The sequence below is a fragment of the Lysinibacillus sp. RS11 genome, from assembly GCF_042019215.1.
Classification (GTDB): domain Bacteria; phylum Bacillota; class Bacilli; order Bacillales_A; family Planococcaceae; genus Lysinibacillus; species Lysinibacillus xylanilyticus_A.
In genome coordinates this window covers 4,063,524-4,081,739 of the sequence record NZ_CP168124.1, presented here as the reverse complement: position 1 = coordinate 4,081,739, position 18,216 = coordinate 4,063,524, and the positions used below count along the sequence as shown (strand labels likewise).

Below are 18,216 nucleotides of genomic sequence, written 5' to 3'. Positions count from 1 at the left end.
GACACAATGTCAATTAACACAATTATTTTTGATTTAGATGATACGCTATTATGGGATAAAAAATCTGTTAAAACAGCATTTGAAAAAACATGTGAATATGCAGCGACAATACATAATGTGAATCCAGCTGAACTAGAGGAAGCTGTGCGTAAGGAAGCACGTGCGCTTTACGAAGGCTATGAAACATATGATTATACGGTGTTAATTGGTATTAATCCATTCGAAGGACTTTGGGGAACATTCGATGACCTAACAGATTCTTTCCAAAAAATGAAAAATATTGTGCCGGGCTATCGTACAGAAGCTTGGACAAAAGGTTTAGCAGCTCTTGGGATTAATGATCCGAAGCTAGGAGTGGAACTAGGGGAGCGTTTTGTGGCGGAACGTAAAGTGTCTCCATTCTTATATGAAGATACTTTTGCTGTACTAGATAAGCTGAAAGGGAAGTATCAGCTTGTATTACTGACAAATGGTGCGCCGAGTCTCCAAAATTTAAAATTAGAAATTACACCAGAAATCGCGCCATATTTTGACCATATTATTATTTCTGGGGACTTTGGTAAAGGGAAACCAGATGCCTCTATTTTCGAGTATGTCATGGAGAAAGCGGGTATTACAGCGGATGATGCGATCATGGTTGGAGATAACTTAAATACTGATATCTTAGGCTCATCCCGTGTTGGTATGCGTAATGTATGGATAAATCGTGAAAACAATGTACCAAATGGTGTTGTGACGCCAACATATGAGGTCGACTCTTTAACAGCGTTATTCGAGTTAATTAATAAACTATAGGCAAATAGATGTACTGATTCATCAAAGGATCAGTACATTTTTTGTTTCTTGAAGTTTATTGAAACAGTTTGATGAAATATCGAAACTTTTTAGCGAAATATCGAAACAAATTCAAGCTTTGTCGAAACTTTCACTAAAAATGCGCATTAAATGCAAGATATAGCCATGTAAAGGCAATTGCAATACATAGTTGAACAACGGCATTAATGAGGGTGATAATGAGCAATAAAAAAAGCAGAGAGTATTTGCACTCCCTGCTTAAAAAAACAATTATATTATAGGTTAATCGCTTTTACTTCATCAATATTTTCAAGCTGTGCAACAAATGTTAAATCTTCCTCTGTTACAACATTGTCGATTGTTAGCATCATGACAGCTGTACCACCAACTTGTGCACGACCAACTTGCATCGTTGCGATGTTGATATCTTTTTCTGCTAGCCTTGTTGCTACGCGGCCGATTGCTCCTGGTTTGTCAGTATTTTTAATGTAAAGAAGGTGACCTTGTGGAATAACGTCTACAACATAGTCTTCAACTTTGACAATACGTGCACCTAGACCATTTAATAATGTACCTGCTACTGTGTGTGTTTCATTGGCTGTTTTAATTTCAATCGTAATTAAGCTAGTGAAGCCTTTAGCAGTTGTTGTTTTATGTTCATTTATTTTCATGCCGATACGTTCAGATAAGTAACGAGCATTTACGTCATTAACATGGTTACCGTGGTTTTTAGATAATAAGCCTTTTAACGCGTTTGACGTTAATGGACGTACATCATAATTTGCTACTTCACCAGCATAAGATAAGTTGATTTCTTTTATAGGCTCAATTGTAATTTGAGATAAGAATGAACCAAGCTTTTCAGCTAATTCGAAGAAAGGTTCAACTTGTGCAAGTAGCTCTTTTGGAATAGATGGCATGTTTACTGGGTTAGTTACAGTACCTGTTTTATAGAACTTAATGATGTCATTTGATACGTCAACAGCTACAGACTCTTGTGCTTCAATTGTAGATGCACCTAAGTGAGGTGTTGCGATTACTTGTGGTAAAGTAAGTAGCTTGTGATCTGTTGCTGGCTCAGATACGAATACGTCAAGAGCAGCGCCCGCTACTTTACCTTCTACGATAGCATCATATAAATCATCCTCGTTGATAATACCGCCACGTGCACAGTTAATGATACGCACGCCATCTTTCATCATAGCGAATTTCTCTTTGTTAATAAGATTACGTGTTTCAGGAAGCAGTGGTGTGTGTACTGTAATGAAATCTGCTGCTGCACAAATTTCTTCAACTGTCGATTTTGTTACGCCTAACTCTTTAGCGCGTTCATCCGTTAGGAATGGATCGTATGCCATAACGTTCATGCGTTGACCTTTTGCACGATAAGCTACTTCCACACCGATACGACCAAAGCCAACGACACCTAACGTTTTATTTTTTAGCTCAACCCCAACATAAGATTTGCGATCCCATTTACCATTTTTAAGTGTATTGAATGCTTGTGGGATGTGACGAGCAAGAGAAGTCATCATCGCAATAGTGTGCTCAGCAGCTGAGTTAGTGTTACCGTCTGGTGCATTCACAACGATAATACCATGTTCAGTTGCAGCAGTTAGATCAATATTGTCCACACCTACACCAGCACGTCCGATAAGCTTTAAGTTTTTAGCCGCTTCAATTACTTCGCGTGTCACAGTTGTTTGAGAACGAACTAGTAAAACATCTACATCCGCAATTTTTGCGATTAATTCTTCTGGTGCAAGACCAGTGTCTACAATGATATTTAAGTCTAAATCTTGTTCTTGTCGAAGTGGGAAAATACCATCTTCACTTAGTGGGTCAGCGATAAATACGTTAATTGTTTTTGTTGCAGTAGTCATTTGTAATTAGCTCCTTTTAATTAAAAAATGTTAGTGTTCTTTATATACGAAACAGTCTGAATTTTGTAGAGATAGTACATCTTACAGCATACAAACAATCTCCTTTTCGCCTTGGCGTAAAGCCGTGACATCCGCCAGAGGCTTTATCTTGATTTTGTAAGTGTTACAAAATCAAGATAAAAAAAGCCTTCCGCGCCTTACAAACACAGTTATTGTGTTGTAAGGGGCGAAAGGCTGAAAAAACATTGGTTCGCGGTACCACCCTTAATCACTGCTTGAAAGAAATCTTGCAGTCTTAGCTATATGCGTAACGTGCATGTGACGGATAGGCTTACTTTGGAGATGTTCGGCTTATCTATTCAGGAGTGGAACTATTATCGTAGAAATCACTGATTTACACCAACCATCAGCTCTCTTTAGATTTTCTTGCGACTAGCGTGTCTCCGTCGTTATATTTTCGTTGATTAAATTTGTTAACATCATAAACCTTATTGTTCACCTTTGTCAACGATATTTCTAAAAAAGATTAAAAAACTTCACTTCAAAAGTCTGAAAAATAACCAAAAGCGAACTTTATTTTGATTTCGTTGCTTTAATGTTCGTCTTTTCAGAAAGGACAATGAAAGCGCTAACGTTATGTGTTAAGTCAGATTACATGGGCGTTTAGTAAATTTTAAAGGTCTAAAATTATATGGGAAATAATTGGGATTAAATAGTTTATTTGAGTAAAACTTTCATTGTTTTGAGGAGGAAAGCGAACATTTTTTCCTTGTCACATTTTTGTCAAAAATACGATGTGTAGAAGGTAAACTATTAATTGGAGAAGAATGTAAGTAATGTAAGATTGATTTTTAGGGGGGAGAATGATGTATGATGTAGCAATTGTCGGTGCAGGACTGGCAGGTTTAGTCGCTGCCTGTGAGTTAGCGGATGCAAAGAAAAAAATTTTATTAGTAGATCAAGAACCTGAAAATTCATTAGGGGGACAGGCATTTTGGTCTTTTGGCGGTATATTTTTAGTGAATTCACCCGAGCAAAGAAGGCTTGGTATTAAAGATAGTAAAGAGCTTGCATGGCAGGATTGGCAAGGAACGGCTGGCTTTGATCGCTTAGAAGATGAGGATTCGTGGGCGCATAAATGGGCCAGATCTTATGTAGATTTTGCAGCTGGTGAAAAATATGAATGGTTAAAGTCTGTAGGAATTAAGTTTTTTCCTGTCGTTGGTTGGGCAGAACGTGGGGGCTCATTAGCAGGTGGACACGGAAATTCGGTACCTAGATTTCATATTGTTTGGGGAACTGGGCCAGGCATCGTAAAGCCTTTTGCTGAAAAAGTGAAAAAGGCCATTAAGGATGGTTATATAGATTTTAAAGCAAGACATCGTGTAGATGAGTTTATTCAACACGATGGAGGAATAGCAGGGATTAGTGGAACTGTTTTGGCTCAAAGTTATGCAAATCGCGGTGAGAAAAGCTCTAGGCTTGGTATTGGCGAATTTTCTTATGAAGCGGATGCCGTTATTGTGGCTAGCGGTGGAATAGGTGCAAATTTTGATTTGGTCAGAAAAAATTGGCCAGCGCGACTTGGCACACCACCAGAAAACATGGTCAGTGGTGTACCTGCTTTTGTTGATGGCAGAATGCTAGAAATTACTGAGCATGCGGGAGGGCGTATCGTTAATCGAGACCGCATGTGGCATTACACGGAAGGCTTGAAAAATTGGGATCCTATTTGGCCAAATCACGGTATTCGAATTTTGCCTGGACCTTCATCATTATGGTTTGATGCGGAGGGCAATCGATTTGGCGCTCCGAATTTTCCAGGCTTTGATACGTTAAGTACGTTAGAAGCAATTCAAAAAACAGGCTATGATTACTCGTGGTTTATTTTAACTGAAAAAATTATTGAAAAAGAGTTTGCATTATCAGGCTCTGAGCAAAATCCTGATTTAACAAATAAAAGCATTAGTGATGTTTTAAAACGTGTTTTGCCAGGTCCACCTGCTCCGATTCAGGCATTTAAAAATCATGGTGAGGATTTTGTTATTGCGAATGATTTAAAGGAGCTAGTTGACGGGATGAACAAATTGGTGGGCAATGAGCTTCTTGATTTTATGAAAATAAAGGAGCAAATTTTAGCAAGGGATCGTGAAATGGACAATAAGTTTACAAAGGACTTACAGGTTAATGCTATTCACGGCGCAAGAAACTATATTGGTGATAAAATTGTGCGCGTTGCCAAGCCACATAAAATATTAGAACCAAAAAATTGGCCACTTATTGCGGTGCGATTAAACATTTTAACACGTAAAACATTGGGAGGTTTACAGACAAATTTGGATGGTGCTGTGTTGGGCATGGACGGTCAGCCTATACCGGGTTTATTTGCTGCTGGGGAAGTGAGTGGTTTCGGTGGTGGTGGTGTACATGGTTACCGTGCTTTAGAAGGGACATTTGTTGGTGGTTGTTTATTTAGTGGACGGCAAGTAGGGCGTTACTTGGCAAAGGGAAATTTAGAAAGCTCCGGTGAGAGAAGAAGCTGCTCTGATACATGGGAGAATTACTCGGGTGAAAAGAGTAACCCTCACATGCATGGAAGTGAAAAGCTGTAAAAGTGATACGAATTTTAGAATATGAAAGAGCATCTCCCACAAGTGGACGATGCTCTTTTTTATTATAATGAAGAATTTTGAACCTCAGCGATTTTAGCGATTTGTTCCTCAATCTGCTCTTTTGTCCAACCATTTTCTTCAACGAAGAAGTTACGTTCTGCGCGACGGCAATCGTCTGAACAGCTGCGCATATAAAAGGCCTCGTGCTTTTCCTCGCACAGCATTAATTTATGGCATTCTGGATTTGCGCAGTTTGTATAACGTTCTGTCGGTTCTCCAGTGAAGAAATCCTTGCCGACAATCACATGCTCAACCTGATTAATCGGTACACTACGACGTCTATCGAAGACAAACATTTGTCCATCCCATAGTTGACCTTTTACCTCAGGGTCTTTAGCATACGTGGCAATTCCACCGTGTAACTGACCAACACTTTCTCCATAGCCTTCACGTTTTAACCAACCAGAGAATTTTTCACAGCGAATACCGCCTGTACAGTAAGTTAAAATCTTTTTACCATCAAACTCTTCCTTATGAGCCTCCATCCAAGCAGGTAGGTCACGGAAATTTTCAATATCTGGACGTATGGCACCGCGGAAGTGTCCAAGGTCAAACTCATAATCATTACGTGCATCAATAATTACTGTATGATCTTCCTGCATACGTTCCATAAATTCTTTTGGTGATAAATAATCTCCAGTTATTTCTAAAGGATTAATATCATCGTTCAAACCAAGGTGTACAATCTCTCTACGAGGGCGCACATGCATTTTTTTAAAGGCATGCCCTTCAACTTCATCAATTTTCCACATAATATCGCTAAAACGAGGGTCTGCCTTCATATGATTCATGTAGGCATCAGTTTGCTCGACTGTACCTGAAACCGTTCCATTAATCCCCTCATATCCAACTAAAATACGACCAAGAAGCCCGATTTCTTTACAAACTGCTAAATGTTCTTCTGCAAATGCCACAGGGTCTTCAATAGCTATATATTTATAATAAAGTAATACACGATAGTCTTTCTGTGTCACAATTATTTACCACCTTTAAATCAATATTCCTTCTTAAATATAGCATATCAAGTACTATTTTGCGTAGGATAGAAGGAGTTTTCTAAAAAAACACGAATAGTACATAGTGAATGACTATTCATATTTGGGGGTGTTGGGATGGAATTTTCAACGATTACATTAGAGAAATTAGAACGACGTGCAACATTAACATTAAATCGACCACATGCCATGAACGCCATGGACGATGTGATGATGCGTGAACTAGCAGAATGCTTTGAAGCACTACAGCAAGAGCAAGAAATACAAGTTCTCGTTATTCGCGGGGAAGGAAAAGTCTTTTCAGCAGGTGGCGATATTAAAGCAATGCTAGATCCAAATAAGCCACTAAATATTAATGAGGCAATGGTTTATTTAACACGTATTGTCAAAGCATATTACCAGCTACCGATGATCGTCATTGCGGCAGTTCATGGAGCATCAGCTGGATTAGGCTTTAGTCTAGCGTTAGGGGCTGACATAGTTGTGGCATGTGAAAATAGTAAACTCGCTATGAATTTCATAGGTATAGGGCTCATACCTGATGGTGGCGGTCATTTCTTTATGAAGGAACGTGTGGGTACTTTCAAAGCTAAACAAATGATTTGGGAAGGCAAGGTATTAACTGCATCGGAAGCACAGGATGAAGGGTTAATTGACTACGTTGCACCAGATGGGACTGTTTTTGCGATTACGGACCAACTAGTTGGAAAAATGCTTGCGTCTCCAATTGCATCGATGATTACGACTAAAAAAATTCTACATGCCCAAAATTTACCTCAATTAGAGAGTATTTTATCGATGGAAGCAGTGGGACAAGCAGCAATGCGTAAAACGGCTGATCATTTAGAAGGAATTCATTCATTTGTAGAGAAAAGAGCGCCTGTTTTTGTAGGAAAATAAAGTGAAACTTTAATCAGTAGGGGGTTCTGCATCCGCACTGATTATTAGTCTTCGCCAATGGTGGCATTTACGGGCAGTCAATTCAAAGTAGTAAAAGGCGCGTAGTAAAGTTTACTACGTGCCTTTTACTAGCCACTGTTAGACATGAAATAAGATTAATTTACCCGAGGCATTAACAAGACGATGAGTTTTGTCGGCAACACCTTTTTCCATGATTTGCTGTTGACCGTTAATTTTTGCAGCCTCATCGTTTTCGAATGTCCAAGTTTCATCAAATAATGTTTCCCCAGTTTGTTCGAAAGCCGTAAAACGATAATTCTTCATACAAACCCCACCTTTTACTTAAATATATTTCCATTATACATAGAAGGTTTATAAACTTCACGGTAAAACTAGCGAATATTTTGATAAATTACGAAAGTTGTGGAAAAAATAAGGCAATACTATTGATGTGATGAATATTCTATGAATACATTTCTCATCAAGCGAGAAGTATGATAAAATAGAACAAATATTCGGTTTTGGCGTGATTCACGGATGTTTCAGCATAAAAAAGAGACAGAGAGCGATTGTAAAATGATTTAGTAGCAACTTTGATGTACTAAATACTACTTTGCGAATGATAAAAGATTGCACTAGTAAAAAAAGCTGGACATTGTGACGTCAAGGTATAAATTATCTATTACTTGAGGTGATTGGATGTCAGAAATTCGTTTTTTCCATATGGCAGATTTACATTTAGATAGTCCATTTAAGGGCTTATTTGGTTTACCTGATTATAATTTTAAAAAAATTCGAACAAGTACTTTTGAAGCCTTTGATAAAATTATTCAGAAAGCCATTCAGGAGAAACCTGATTTTTTACTGATTGTCGGTGATATATATGATGGTGAAAATCGTAGTTTACAGGCACAAAGAAGATTTCAAGAGGCGATGGAAAAACTCTTTCAGCATAATATTCCTGTCATTTTAAGCTATGGTAATCACGATCATTTAAATGGTGCTTGGACGCGCTTTGCCTTACCTAGCAATGTTTATGAGTTACCGGCTGAGACGAGTGTTGTACAGTTAAACATACGTGGTCAACAAGTCAATATTTATGGCTTCAGTTATGGTGAACGCCATATAAAGACAGCAAAGATTGATAGTTATCCTGTTGCGCAGGACCAGCATGTTATTCATATTGGTATGCTTCATGGTAGTGAGGCTAGCGATACTACACATGATGTTTATGCCCCTTTCACAAAAGATCAACTTCTTGAAAAAAACTATCATTACTGGGCTTTAGGACATATTCATAAACGACAACTTTTACACCAAAATCCACCGATTGTTTATCCTGGCAATATTCAAAGCAGACATCGGAAAGAGCAGGGAGTAAAAGGCTTCTATGATGTAACCTTGTCTCAAAACACTACTGACATGGAATTCGTTCCGACATCTGCTGTTGTTTATAACACGGTAGAGGTGGATTGTACGAATGTGTTTCATGCCAATGAACTACTAAGAAAATGTGAAGAAGCACTAACGAACAATCGTTTAGAGTATGGGGCATCTGTTGTTGAGCTCCACTTAAAAAATATAGATGAACAATCACAATCTTTATTTGAATATGCCACAGTAGATACATGGCTAGAAACTATTCGAGAAGCAGAGGATGGGATTGAACCGATGTGCTGGGTGCAAAAGCTCATGTTACATCAATCGTCAGCATCGTATGAGCATACTGCCGCAACTGAATCTGTAATGAACTTAATGGAGCAATGGGATCTTTCAGAATGGAAGGATATTTTAAAGGATCTGTATCAACATGCTGGTGGTGCAAGACTAATTGAGCCTTTAACAGAGCAGGATATAAAAAAATTAATGCACAACGCACAAGAGTTATTAGCAGAAGAAATTCAAAGGGTGTGAATAACATGCTAAAGATACAAAAGATCCGAATTTATGGCTTTGGTAAGCATGAAAACATCACAATCTCCTTACATGAAGGTGTTACCATTTTTTATGGTATGAATGAGGCGGGCAAAACCACTATTCAACAGTTTATTTTACAAATGCTTTTTGGTTTTCCTACGAGGCAACAGGTGCAACGTAAATATGAGCCAAAGACATCTACTAAATTTGGTGGTCAGCTTACGATTTGGCATCCGTCCTATGGGCAATGCACCATAGAACGTGTTAAAGGGAAGGCAGTGGGCGATGTTACAGTTTATCTCGAAGACGGGACAACAGGGCATGAAGAGCTTCTAGCAAAACTATTATATGGCTATTCAAGAGCATCCTTTGAGTCAATTTTTTCCTTCTCATTACATGAGCTACAGGGCATTGAAAAAATGTCAGAGGAAGAGTTGACGCATTTATTACTTGCTTCTGGGACAACAGGGATTCAGCAGTTATCGTCTCTAGAAAAGAAATTGGACAAAGATGCTAGTGAGCTTTTTAAAAAATCAGGTAAGGTGCCTCTGATTAATCAAAAATTAGAACATTTAAAAAAGCTGGAACGCACAATTAAACAAGAACAAGACAATATTCAGACCTTTGAGGATAAATTATTGCAATTACAACAACTCGCTCAAAGGCTAGAAGGTTTATATAGTCAGCAAAAAACGCAGCAGCAAAATTGGCAACAGCTAACAATTCTCAAGCAGGCAATGCCACTTATGAAACAGCAAAAGGCTTTTGAGCAGATGCTGAAAAGCTATGAACATGTGCAATTTCCACCAGAAGGGATCCGGCGTTATGAGCAATTAAAGGATCGGCTTGTACATGAAACACTACAAATCGAACAATTGAAGGAGCAGTATCAGGCATTACAAAATAAACTGCAGTTAACAGTGGACGAGCAAACTATTTCTGAAATGTCTCGACTTCTGAATAAAGAAGCAACATGGAATCAGGTAGTTGTGAAGGAACAGAACTTAATGGACGAGCTGTATTTACTTGAACAAGAAATAGAAGCACAGTTTCGTTTATTAGGTGTACAGGAAAAAACAGCTCAGGATATTTTGCTTGAGGAAACCGTATCATTACAGCAAGAGGAACAATTTCAACGGCAGTTAAGCCTATTAGAAGAAGCGGAAGAAGGGCTAAAATTTCATCTGCGTTCGTTAGAACAAATACATGCAGAATTAGATACAATCGCTCAACAGCAACAACAGCTTAAACAGGAGTCATTATCCACTGAGGAAGAACATATTTTAGCACAGTGGCCCCAGCGTAAGCGAAAGCTCGAACAGTTGCGTTTGGGAAGGTCACAACGCTCGAAACAGCAACAACCAAGTGTTTTGATATTCATAATGTTAGCAATAAGTGTACTTGCGTTTATTTATGGTGTTTTGGAAAAAAATATGGCTGTAATTGTCATAGGTGTGGTTATGTTACTGTTCATTACCTTATATTTAAAATTTGCTAGACAAGCACATGAAACGCCGAGTAAACAACATAGTCAGCAAATACGTGAGTTAGAGCAGGAGGAGAATGTTGCTCAGACCATACTGCTAAAAAAACAAAGACTTGAGGATCGATGGTTACATGTAAATGAGCAACAGCAAGAAAAAGAACGACAATATGTAAAACTTGAATATAAAATTCAGCAGGCTGAGCTGGTAATTGAAGAAGCCACTCTGTCGCTTCAACAATTTTTAGGGCGCTATAAGCTAGAGGGGAATGTACCAAAAACACTATTACCAGAGCTGTTTATGCGCATACGTGGTGTTCAAGAGTTGGTAGCGAAGAAGAAGAGTACATGTACCCTTCTACAAATGATACAGGCAGAGAAAAATGAGCTAGTAGAACAAGCACAGCGAGTGTTAAAGGTGGAATATAGTGAGCAGGAAATCTTTATGCATTTACGCACCGCACTCCTTACTTTGCAACAGGAGCAGCAAGTGTCCCAACAAACAAAAGAGCAGTTGGCTAGCCTTCAAACAAAAATTCAAAGTGTACAATCTCATATAGAGAACTATGAGTCTGAAGTTACTCAGTTATTTAATGCTGCGAATGTTCAATCAGAGAAGGTTTATTATGAAATTCATGAACAATTTGAGCAACAGCAAAAAATAAAGACAGAACTTCAAGCAATTAAGAGTCAGCTAGTCTCACTGGATGTAGACAACAAACAATCATTAATCGACGAAGAACAGCTTCATGAACAACTCCTTGCTTTAGAGGAGGAACGAGGCGCAATGCAGTTAGCAATAGATCATTGCTTGGAACAACGAGCGACACTACAAATTCAGAAGGAGAATCTTCTGAATGACGAGAAATATGGTCAATTGCTTCAACAGTTTGAACAAGAGAAATCAGTGTTGCAGCAGCTGATTGGGCAATGGGCTGCAAAAAAAGCATTGACTACTGCCATACACGAAACATTATTCCGCTTAAGAGAAGAAAAATTACCTCATGTTTTGACAGAAGTTAATGCAATGTTTAATTTGTTAACAGGTGGACGTTACGATCAGCTTCTAATTAATGATGAAGGCTATTTTGTTGCACACGATGTTTCAGGATTACGTTATCAAATGGCAGAATTATCACAGGCAACGAAGGAGCAAGCTTATATTTCGTTGCGCATGGCACTGGCCAAAACGCTTACAGCTTCTGCCCCATTTCCATTTATTATGGATGATCCTTTTGTCCATTTTGATCGAAACCGTACAGACAAAATGGTACAATTAATGAAAGAAGTAGGATATGAACGTCAAATTCTATATTTTACTTGCCATGACGCGATGCTCGAACATTGGCAGAAAGACCAAATTGTCGATGTAGGAGCACTAGCAAATGAAAGGGGAGTGGCGTCAACATGAAGGGTATTACGACGCTCCAGGTTGGAGAATCGGTTGATCAATTTTTATTAATTAAACAAGCGACAAAAGGGGTTACCACAGTTGGGAAGCCATTTATGTCACTGTTATTACAAGATAAAAGTGGAGATATTGAGGCGAAGCTATGGGATACAAATGAAGAGCACGAAAAAATGTACCAAGCTGAGGCAATTGTACGTGTGGGTGGAGAAATTCATGACTACCGTGGCAAAAGTCAATTGCGTATAAAAGCGATCCGTGTAGCAAAACCAGAGGAGGGAATTGCTATTAATGATTTAGTTCCTTCCTCAGCAACTCCAAAAGAACAATTATATGAAGAGTTGACACAATTTTTCTTTGATATTAAAAATCCGAATATATCACGAATTACCAGAGCAGCTATTAAAAAACATCAGGATGCTATTTTAGTTTATCCAGCTGCAACAAAGAATCATCATGATTATGCATCAGGCTTACTGGATCATATGGTATCAATGTTGAAACTCGGTAAAGCCATTGCTGATCTATATCCTACATTAAATCGAGATTTGTTATATGCAGGAATTATTTTGCACGATATTGGCAAAGTTGTTGAGTTATCAGGACCGGTTGCAACAGTGTACACGGTTGAGGGGAATTTACTTGGCCATATCACTATTATGGTTAATGAAATTGCCAAGATTGCTAGTGAACTAGAGATCGAGGGCGAAGAAGTAATGCTATTGCAACATATGGTGCTATCTCACCATGGTAAAGAAGAATGGGGCAGCCCGAAAAAACCAATGATTCAAGAAGCGGAAATCTTGCATTACATTGATAATATTGATGCAAAGATGAATATGCTAACACGAGCACTTGGTAAAACTGCGCCAGGTGAATTTACTGAGAGACTTTTCCCGCTAGATAATCGATCATTTTACAAGCCGGCTATTAAGTAATGTAGATTTGAGTCTCATCACAGTTGGGGATGATTGTAAAAGAGATGTGATGCTTTATCTCTTCAATCAAAAAATGAAAAAGCATTCACAATGAATCCTTTTCATTTGCTTCAACAGATGTATTCACAAGAAAACTTATTTCAAAGAAACAGCATATAAAAAGGGTTACGCCTGTATCAGCGTAACCCTTTTTCATATAGTACAGTAATAACTATTTAGATTCTTTTTCAGTATCTTCAGCGTTATCTTTTTCTTCTTTACTTTCTTTAGCAGCTTTTTCTTCAGCTTTTTTAGCTTCTTCTTCAGCTTTTTTAGCTTGTTCTTCACTTGTTGTTGAAAGATCCTCTATAGCTGCTTTGAAATCTTTATCAGATGTTTTTACATCAGCTTCCTTAGCTAAATTTGCAACGATATCTTTAAGGATCTGCTTATCTTCACCTGAATTCGTTAATTTAGCTAGCATTTGTGAACTAATATTATCTTTTTCTTCTTTATATGAGCCAACACCTTTTACATCACGCTTGTCCGTAATTTCAATAACGTGGTAACCGAAGCTTGTTTTTACAGGCTTACTTAATGTATTTAACTCTAGGGCATAAGCAGCATCATTAAATTCATCTACCATTGTGCCAACAGAGAACCAGCCTAGCTCTCCGCCTTTTTGAGCAGAGCCAGTATCAGTTGAGTATTCCTTTGCTACATCCGCAAAAGCAGCGCCGCCTTTAATTTTGGCAATGACTTCGTTAGCTGTTTTTTCATCTGCCACTAAAATATGACGACCATTTAACTCAGTTTTCATTTGTTCATAATATTTTTTTACATCTTCTTCTTTAATAGCTTTATCTTTTAAAGCCTTTTCTTGAAGAAGTTGGAATCGTAAAGTTTCTTTAAAGCTTTCTTCAGTTAAGCCACTTTGTTGCAGAACTTGGTCAAAGTTACCTCCAAATTGTGTAGCCATATTGTCATAAGCCTTTTGGATTTCTTTATCTGTTACTTCATATTTATCAGCTAATAATTTCTCAGACACCATTTGTTGTATTACAAATGAGCCTGTTAAAGTTTTTGCTGTTTCATTAAAGTCAGCAACTGAAATGTCGCCTACCTTTGAAGTAACAACTGTTTCTTTGTCTCCTCCGCTACAAGCACCAAGTGCTAATACCGAAGCAGCTAATGTTACAGATAAAACTGTCTTTTTCATAGTAGATATTCTCTCCTAACGTGGTTTCGTCCATTGCTTACTATAACATAAACGCATTAAAAACAAAATGGTTCCCCCCTTGAGTATAGCCTATATTTCGAATTTTGAAGCGCATAGGATATAGAAAAGAAAGGGGGTGAAGTTATGGGCAGCGGAGGATACGGCGGCGGTGGCGGCGGCGGCTATGGTTCAGGCTCAAGCTTTGCTTTAATAGTTGTGTTATTTATTTTATTAATTATTGTTGGTGCAGCGTTCCTATACTAATTGATAAAGTAAAACTTCATTCTGAGAGGGCTTCATTTCCCTCTCCCTAAAGGATAGAGGAACACAAGCTAAAACCTTCACATCCTGTGAAAACGCTTGTGTGACCAACATCCTGGTGGCCGGAACCAATCGGGCATTTACTGGAAGTCGCTTCCCAACTTAACTAATCTCGTTTACCCCTATCAGTTTGAAGTCTCGTCTTACTGCCAGCTATATGTGGGGGAAAAAGAAAAAAAGCTAAGGGTATCTCCTTAGCTTTTTTTACATTATAAGACTTTCACGCCGTACGCTTAAGGTCACGTCCAGAAAATAAAATTGGTCAGAACGAGTTGCTATATGTGGTATCAAACTTACTCCATGCAAGCGGACGGGCGTAGATATACTTTTCTTTCTAACTATACTGCATATAAAATTTCAATATAGAATGAGACAAGTAAAATTGTAATAAGTATATTTATAGTTCGGAATATTTTTGGATGTTTCTCTTCGGGAATTTCACGTCGCATGCACAGTGCATATGTCATGCGGTTGATTTGAAATAAATAGAATACCGAGAATAGAACTACAATCATTAATAGCAAGTCTATTCCTCCCCTCTTTCAGTATTAATAGCATATCAAAAAACGTCAATAAAACACAAGTACAAGCAATTTAGTGAATAGTGGGTGGCACTAAAATTTCATAGCCCTTCGGTGTTTCTTCAATTTGGGAGTCTTTAGGTGAATTAAATAAATATTTCACATACAGAATATCAATTAAACATAAACTACAATGGTAAGCTAAAAGCAATGTACCATAATGGGTATACACAGGGAATAGCAGTGTCCCTATTAAAATGCCTGTATTTATAACAATAAATGGCGTGAGTAAAGCTAAAATATAACGATTTTTCGATAAAGGTTCCTGAATACGCATGTGTAGAACAGGAATAACATAAAATTGGGTACGCACACGCAATTTTAAATGCTGACGTAAATCATACAATGCTAGAAAGTGAAAGAATTTATGAATTGGATAGAGTGCTAATATAGCAATAACAAATAGCCAAAACAAATGATCTGTATAGTGCTCGTCATTAAATAAATTAAATGTTACATAGGAAAGAGCAAAGACGGTTAAAAAAACAAATACAGACATTATTATAATACGTGTTGTTCCGTAATGATGTTCTAGGTTTAAAATTTTCCAACAATGCATAGTTTATCAACTCCTAAATAGGAAGGGTCCTATTTAATGTAAATTGATTTATGTTAGAATGCAAGAAAAAGGAGGTATCTCAGAAATTTCTGAAATACCTCTTTTTACATGTATTTTAACTGCTTTCAACGGAAGTCAGTACATTTGACGAGTAACTGCCCGTAAAAGCACGCTTGGTTCTCACTTTCATCCCTTTACAGTTGAACGTTCTTCCATTGTGTCAAAGGAATCACGGAAGTGTTGGAAGGAACGCTCAAAGATGTCGATGAAGTCCTCTCCATATATATTACGAATAACAGCCATAACATCTAAAAATTCTGGGAAGCGACCATATAGGTCTTTTAAAGCTAACGAGCCTTCGAGCACAGAATGATAAGTATTATGATAATTACTGTTCATTTCAACAATAAGTTCTGTACCTGCTTCTGTTAACTCAACATACGTATTACGTTTGTCGTCATCCCGCTTTGAAAACTTTAGGAATCCACGCTCTTCTAACTTCTTTGAAAAATTAAATGCTGTCGAAACGTGCATAACCCCAAATTTTGCTACATCGGAAATTGAAGCCCCTTTTAAATGATACGAAATCCATAAAATGTGATGTTCGTTAATATTTAAATCGTAGGGTTTAATCCATTGCTGCCAATCTTTTTCAACCGCTTTCCATAAGGCTTTTGATAATTGCGCAATTCTTTGACTATAAAGCATCGCTTCTTTTTGAGTATATAATTCCTCTGACAAAGCCATCACCTACTGCTTTCTTTAACATTTTAAAAATATTATAGCAATAAAGAAAATAAGTTTAAAGTTAGAAAAATTAAAAAATTGAAAAGTGGTTAAAAAATGATATTATAGCAATTGTTTTTAATAAAAATATAGATTTTTTGGTTGTTAAGAAGGACTTTAGTCTATAACTTTTTCTTTTGATTTTTTCCCATTTTCTGTGATTTGTGTGACATTCTTCTCGATTTCGTTTAATGAATTCTGTAATGCTTCTATTTCTTGTTGTAAGTTATTCTTTGATGGTTCGATTTCTTCTGTAAATGTAGTAATTGTTTGTTTTAAATCGTTTACTATTTGTGGTATATTATTTTTCACTTCATTTGTTAGTGAATTAACGGATTGTTTCACTGTATCTACTTGCTGCTTTACATCTAAAAGTTTGTCCTTTGTACTTTCAGCATTTGCTCGCAAATTAGCACGTAATTGCTGTCCTGATTGAGGAGTTGAAAAAAGTACTGCGATTGTCCCGCCAACGATCCCAGCTGCTAGTCCAAATAAAAATGGTTTTGCTTTCATATCGAATACCTCATTTCTGTAATTGTCATGTGTTATCTACTATTAAACCATGAAATGCCCATATACAAAAAGAAAAAAGAAACTAAACGAGTGATTTTGTATCACGGTTTAGCTTCCTTTGTTAAATTAAAGTGCATTTTCTAGCCTTATGCATCTTTTTATTACACTGAAATAGCTGTATTGAATTTAGAACGTTTCACTAATTTTGTAACTATAGGATAAATAATCGTAAAAGCAATGACATTAAATGCCACAGCAGGTAATACAACACCTACAAATAGAACAGTGAATGTTGCACCAACATTTGCGTTGAACACAAAAAGTGCTACTGCTAAAAAGACAGTTCCAGATAAAATTGTTCCTAAACCAACTAAGCCAGCCGATACTATGAAATTGTTTACCAATTTTTTTAGGACAATTAAGGCAATTAAAAAGACAAAACCTGTAACTGCTTTATCGATAATATTGGGAACAAGACCGGCAGGAAACGTTGTAAACAATCCTGAAAGTACACCTGTTACTAAAGAAAGTAAAAACGTTTCTTTAACAGTAGGGAACAATAAAATGCCAATAAACATCATTGTTAGCATGAAATCAGGCTTCATACCGTTTACCATACCTGGTGTAACTACATAAAGGGCTGCACCGACACCAACTAAAAGTGCCATTAAAACTAAATTCTTTGTATTCATTTCTAATCTCTCCTCGTCTAAGCTAATCTATTTGTCTCCTAACGTGTCCTCATGACCGTTAGCGAAACTTATTTGTGATTGTACGATAAATACATTTAAATTGCAATATACTATTCTGATAATTTAAGTATATGCCATTTAATTAAAGGTTGGCTTTAATGCTTTCTGCAACTTCAGTTAATTGCTCTGGTGTATATTTTTGTGTTTGCCAATTTAAGTCCAAGCCTTCTTTTTCATCGTAACGCGGAATAAAATGTAAATGGTAGTGGAAAACAGTTTGACCAGCTGCAGCACCATTATTATTAATTGTATTCAGTCCAATTGGATTAAAAGCAGCTTTAATAGCATTTGCAACTTTCGGTGCTACTGCATATAAATTGCTAGCCACAGCCTCAGGCATTTCGAATAGATCCTTGCAGTGATGTTTTGGAATTAATAGTGTATGACCTTTTGCTACAGGTGAAATGTCCGTAAATGCATAGACATGTTCGTCTTCATAAATTTTTGTACTTGGAATAGATCCATCAATGATTTTGCAAAATAGGCAATCGCTCATTCGAAAATTCCCCCTTATT

Annotated in this window: 17 protein-coding genes; 7 read left to right on the top strand and 10 right to left on the bottom strand. The window is 37.3% G+C overall.

Translation table 11 applies throughout. The features are described from left to right. The first annotated feature begins 6 nt into the window (after positions 1–6). Complete coding sequence (locus tag AB9L17_RS21095) at positions 7–795, top strand: HAD family hydrolase (protein ID WP_375199759.1); 789 nt, start codon at positions 7–9, stop codon at positions 793–795. Positions 796–1,070: 275 nt separating this feature from the next. Here AB9L17_RS21095 and serA read toward each other — a convergent pair whose 3' ends face one another. Then, positions 1,071–2,678, bottom strand: a complete 1,608-nt coding sequence (gene serA / locus AB9L17_RS21090; RefSeq protein ID WP_375199758.1) for a phosphoglycerate dehydrogenase — start codon at positions 2,676–2,678, stop codon at positions 1,071–1,073. Between the two features lie 863 nt (positions 2,679–3,541). Here serA and AB9L17_RS21085 point away from each other — a divergent pair. Beyond that, on the top strand, positions 3,542–5,290 hold the full coding sequence (locus tag AB9L17_RS21085; protein WP_083227092.1) for an FAD-binding dehydrogenase: 1,749 nt from the start codon (positions 3,542–3,544) through the stop codon (positions 5,288–5,290). Positions 5,291–5,352: 62 nt separating this feature from the next. Here AB9L17_RS21085 and AB9L17_RS21080 read toward each other — a convergent pair whose 3' ends face one another. Next, entirely contained in the window at positions 5,353–6,324 is a 972-nt protein-coding gene (locus AB9L17_RS21080; RefSeq protein ID WP_068986026.1) for a rhodanese-related sulfurtransferase, read from the bottom strand. A gap of 138 nt (positions 6,325–6,462) precedes the next feature. Here AB9L17_RS21080 and AB9L17_RS21075 point away from each other — a divergent pair, with 138 nt between their 5' ends. Continuing rightward, a complete protein-coding gene (locus tag AB9L17_RS21075) occupies positions 6,463–7,245 on the top strand; it encodes an enoyl-CoA hydratase (RefSeq protein WP_375199757.1) in 783 nt (260 codons plus the stop codon). 138 nt (positions 7,246–7,383) lie between these two features. Here AB9L17_RS21075 and AB9L17_RS21070 read toward each other — a convergent pair whose 3' ends face one another. Next, positions 7,384–7,569 carry a YhzD family protein gene (locus AB9L17_RS21070; RefSeq protein ID WP_068986024.1) on the bottom strand — a complete coding sequence of 62 codons (186 nt, stop codon included), beginning with the start codon at positions 7,567–7,569 and terminating at the stop codon, positions 7,384–7,386. 375 nt (positions 7,570–7,944) lie between these two features. Here AB9L17_RS21070 and AB9L17_RS21065 point away from each other — a divergent pair, with 375 nt between their 5' ends. The 3 genes from AB9L17_RS21065 to yhaM are packed head-to-tail and all read left to right on the top strand — an operon-like array spanning position 7,945 to position 12,991. Further along, positions 7,945–9,159: a metallophosphoesterase family protein gene (locus AB9L17_RS21065; protein ID WP_375199756.1), complete on the top strand. Its 1,215-nt coding sequence runs from the start codon at positions 7,945–7,947 to the stop codon at positions 9,157–9,159. Positions 9,160–9,164: 5 nt separating this feature from the next. Continuing rightward, positions 9,165–12,056, top strand: coding sequence for an ATP-binding protein (locus AB9L17_RS21060; RefSeq protein ID WP_375199755.1), 2,892 nt, complete (start codon positions 9,165–9,167; stop codon positions 12,054–12,056). Further along, positions 12,053–12,991, top strand: a complete 939-nt coding sequence (yhaM, locus tag AB9L17_RS21055) for a 3'-5' exoribonuclease YhaM (RefSeq protein WP_068986021.1) — start codon at positions 12,053–12,055, stop codon at positions 12,989–12,991. The genes AB9L17_RS21060 and yhaM overlap by 4 nt, the downstream gene beginning before the upstream one ends. A 211-nt stretch (positions 12,992–13,202) precedes the next feature. Here the strand turns inward: yhaM and AB9L17_RS21050 are convergent, their stop codons facing one another. After that, entirely contained in the window at positions 13,203–14,189 is a 987-nt protein-coding gene (locus AB9L17_RS21050; protein WP_223553809.1) for a peptidylprolyl isomerase, read from the bottom strand. A gap of 144 nt (positions 14,190–14,333) precedes the next feature. Here AB9L17_RS21050 and AB9L17_RS21045 point away from each other — a divergent pair, with 144 nt between their 5' ends. Beyond that, positions 14,334–14,453 carry a YjcZ family sporulation protein gene (locus AB9L17_RS21045; RefSeq protein ID WP_083227091.1) on the top strand — a complete coding sequence of 40 codons (120 nt, stop codon included), beginning with the start codon at positions 14,334–14,336 and terminating at the stop codon, positions 14,451–14,453. 395 nt (positions 14,454–14,848) lie between these two features. On the opposite strand, the gene AB9L17_RS21040 is transcribed toward AB9L17_RS21045, so the two are convergent. From AB9L17_RS21040 to AB9L17_RS21015, 6 genes are all read right to left on the bottom strand, one after another. After that, positions 14,849–15,034: a hypothetical protein gene (locus tag AB9L17_RS21040; protein ID WP_068986019.1), complete on the bottom strand. Its 186-nt coding sequence runs from the start codon at positions 15,032–15,034 to the stop codon at positions 14,849–14,851. Between the two features lie 70 nt (positions 15,035–15,104). After that, positions 15,105–15,650: a DUF3267 domain-containing protein gene (locus AB9L17_RS21035; protein ID WP_223553811.1), complete on the bottom strand. Its 546-nt coding sequence runs from the start codon at positions 15,648–15,650 to the stop codon at positions 15,105–15,107. 186 nt (positions 15,651–15,836) lie between these two features. Further along, positions 15,837–16,397, bottom strand: coding sequence for an HTH-type transcriptional regulator Hpr (locus AB9L17_RS21030; protein WP_068986017.1), 561 nt, complete (start codon positions 16,395–16,397; stop codon positions 15,837–15,839). Positions 16,398–16,553: 156 nt separating this feature from the next. Beyond that, positions 16,554–16,949 carry a YtxH domain-containing protein gene (locus tag AB9L17_RS21025; protein ID WP_375199754.1) on the bottom strand — a complete coding sequence of 132 codons (396 nt, stop codon included), beginning with the start codon at positions 16,947–16,949 and terminating at the stop codon, positions 16,554–16,556. A gap of 161 nt (positions 16,950–17,110) precedes the next feature. Then, a complete protein-coding gene (locus AB9L17_RS21020; protein ID WP_223553814.1) occupies positions 17,111–17,641 on the bottom strand; it encodes a tryptophan transporter in 531 nt (176 codons plus the stop codon). Positions 17,642–17,783: 142 nt separating this feature from the next. Further along, a complete protein-coding gene (locus AB9L17_RS21015) occupies positions 17,784–18,197 on the bottom strand; it encodes an HIT family protein (RefSeq protein ID WP_375199753.1) in 414 nt (137 codons plus the stop codon). Positions 18,198–18,216 lie beyond the last annotated feature (19 nt).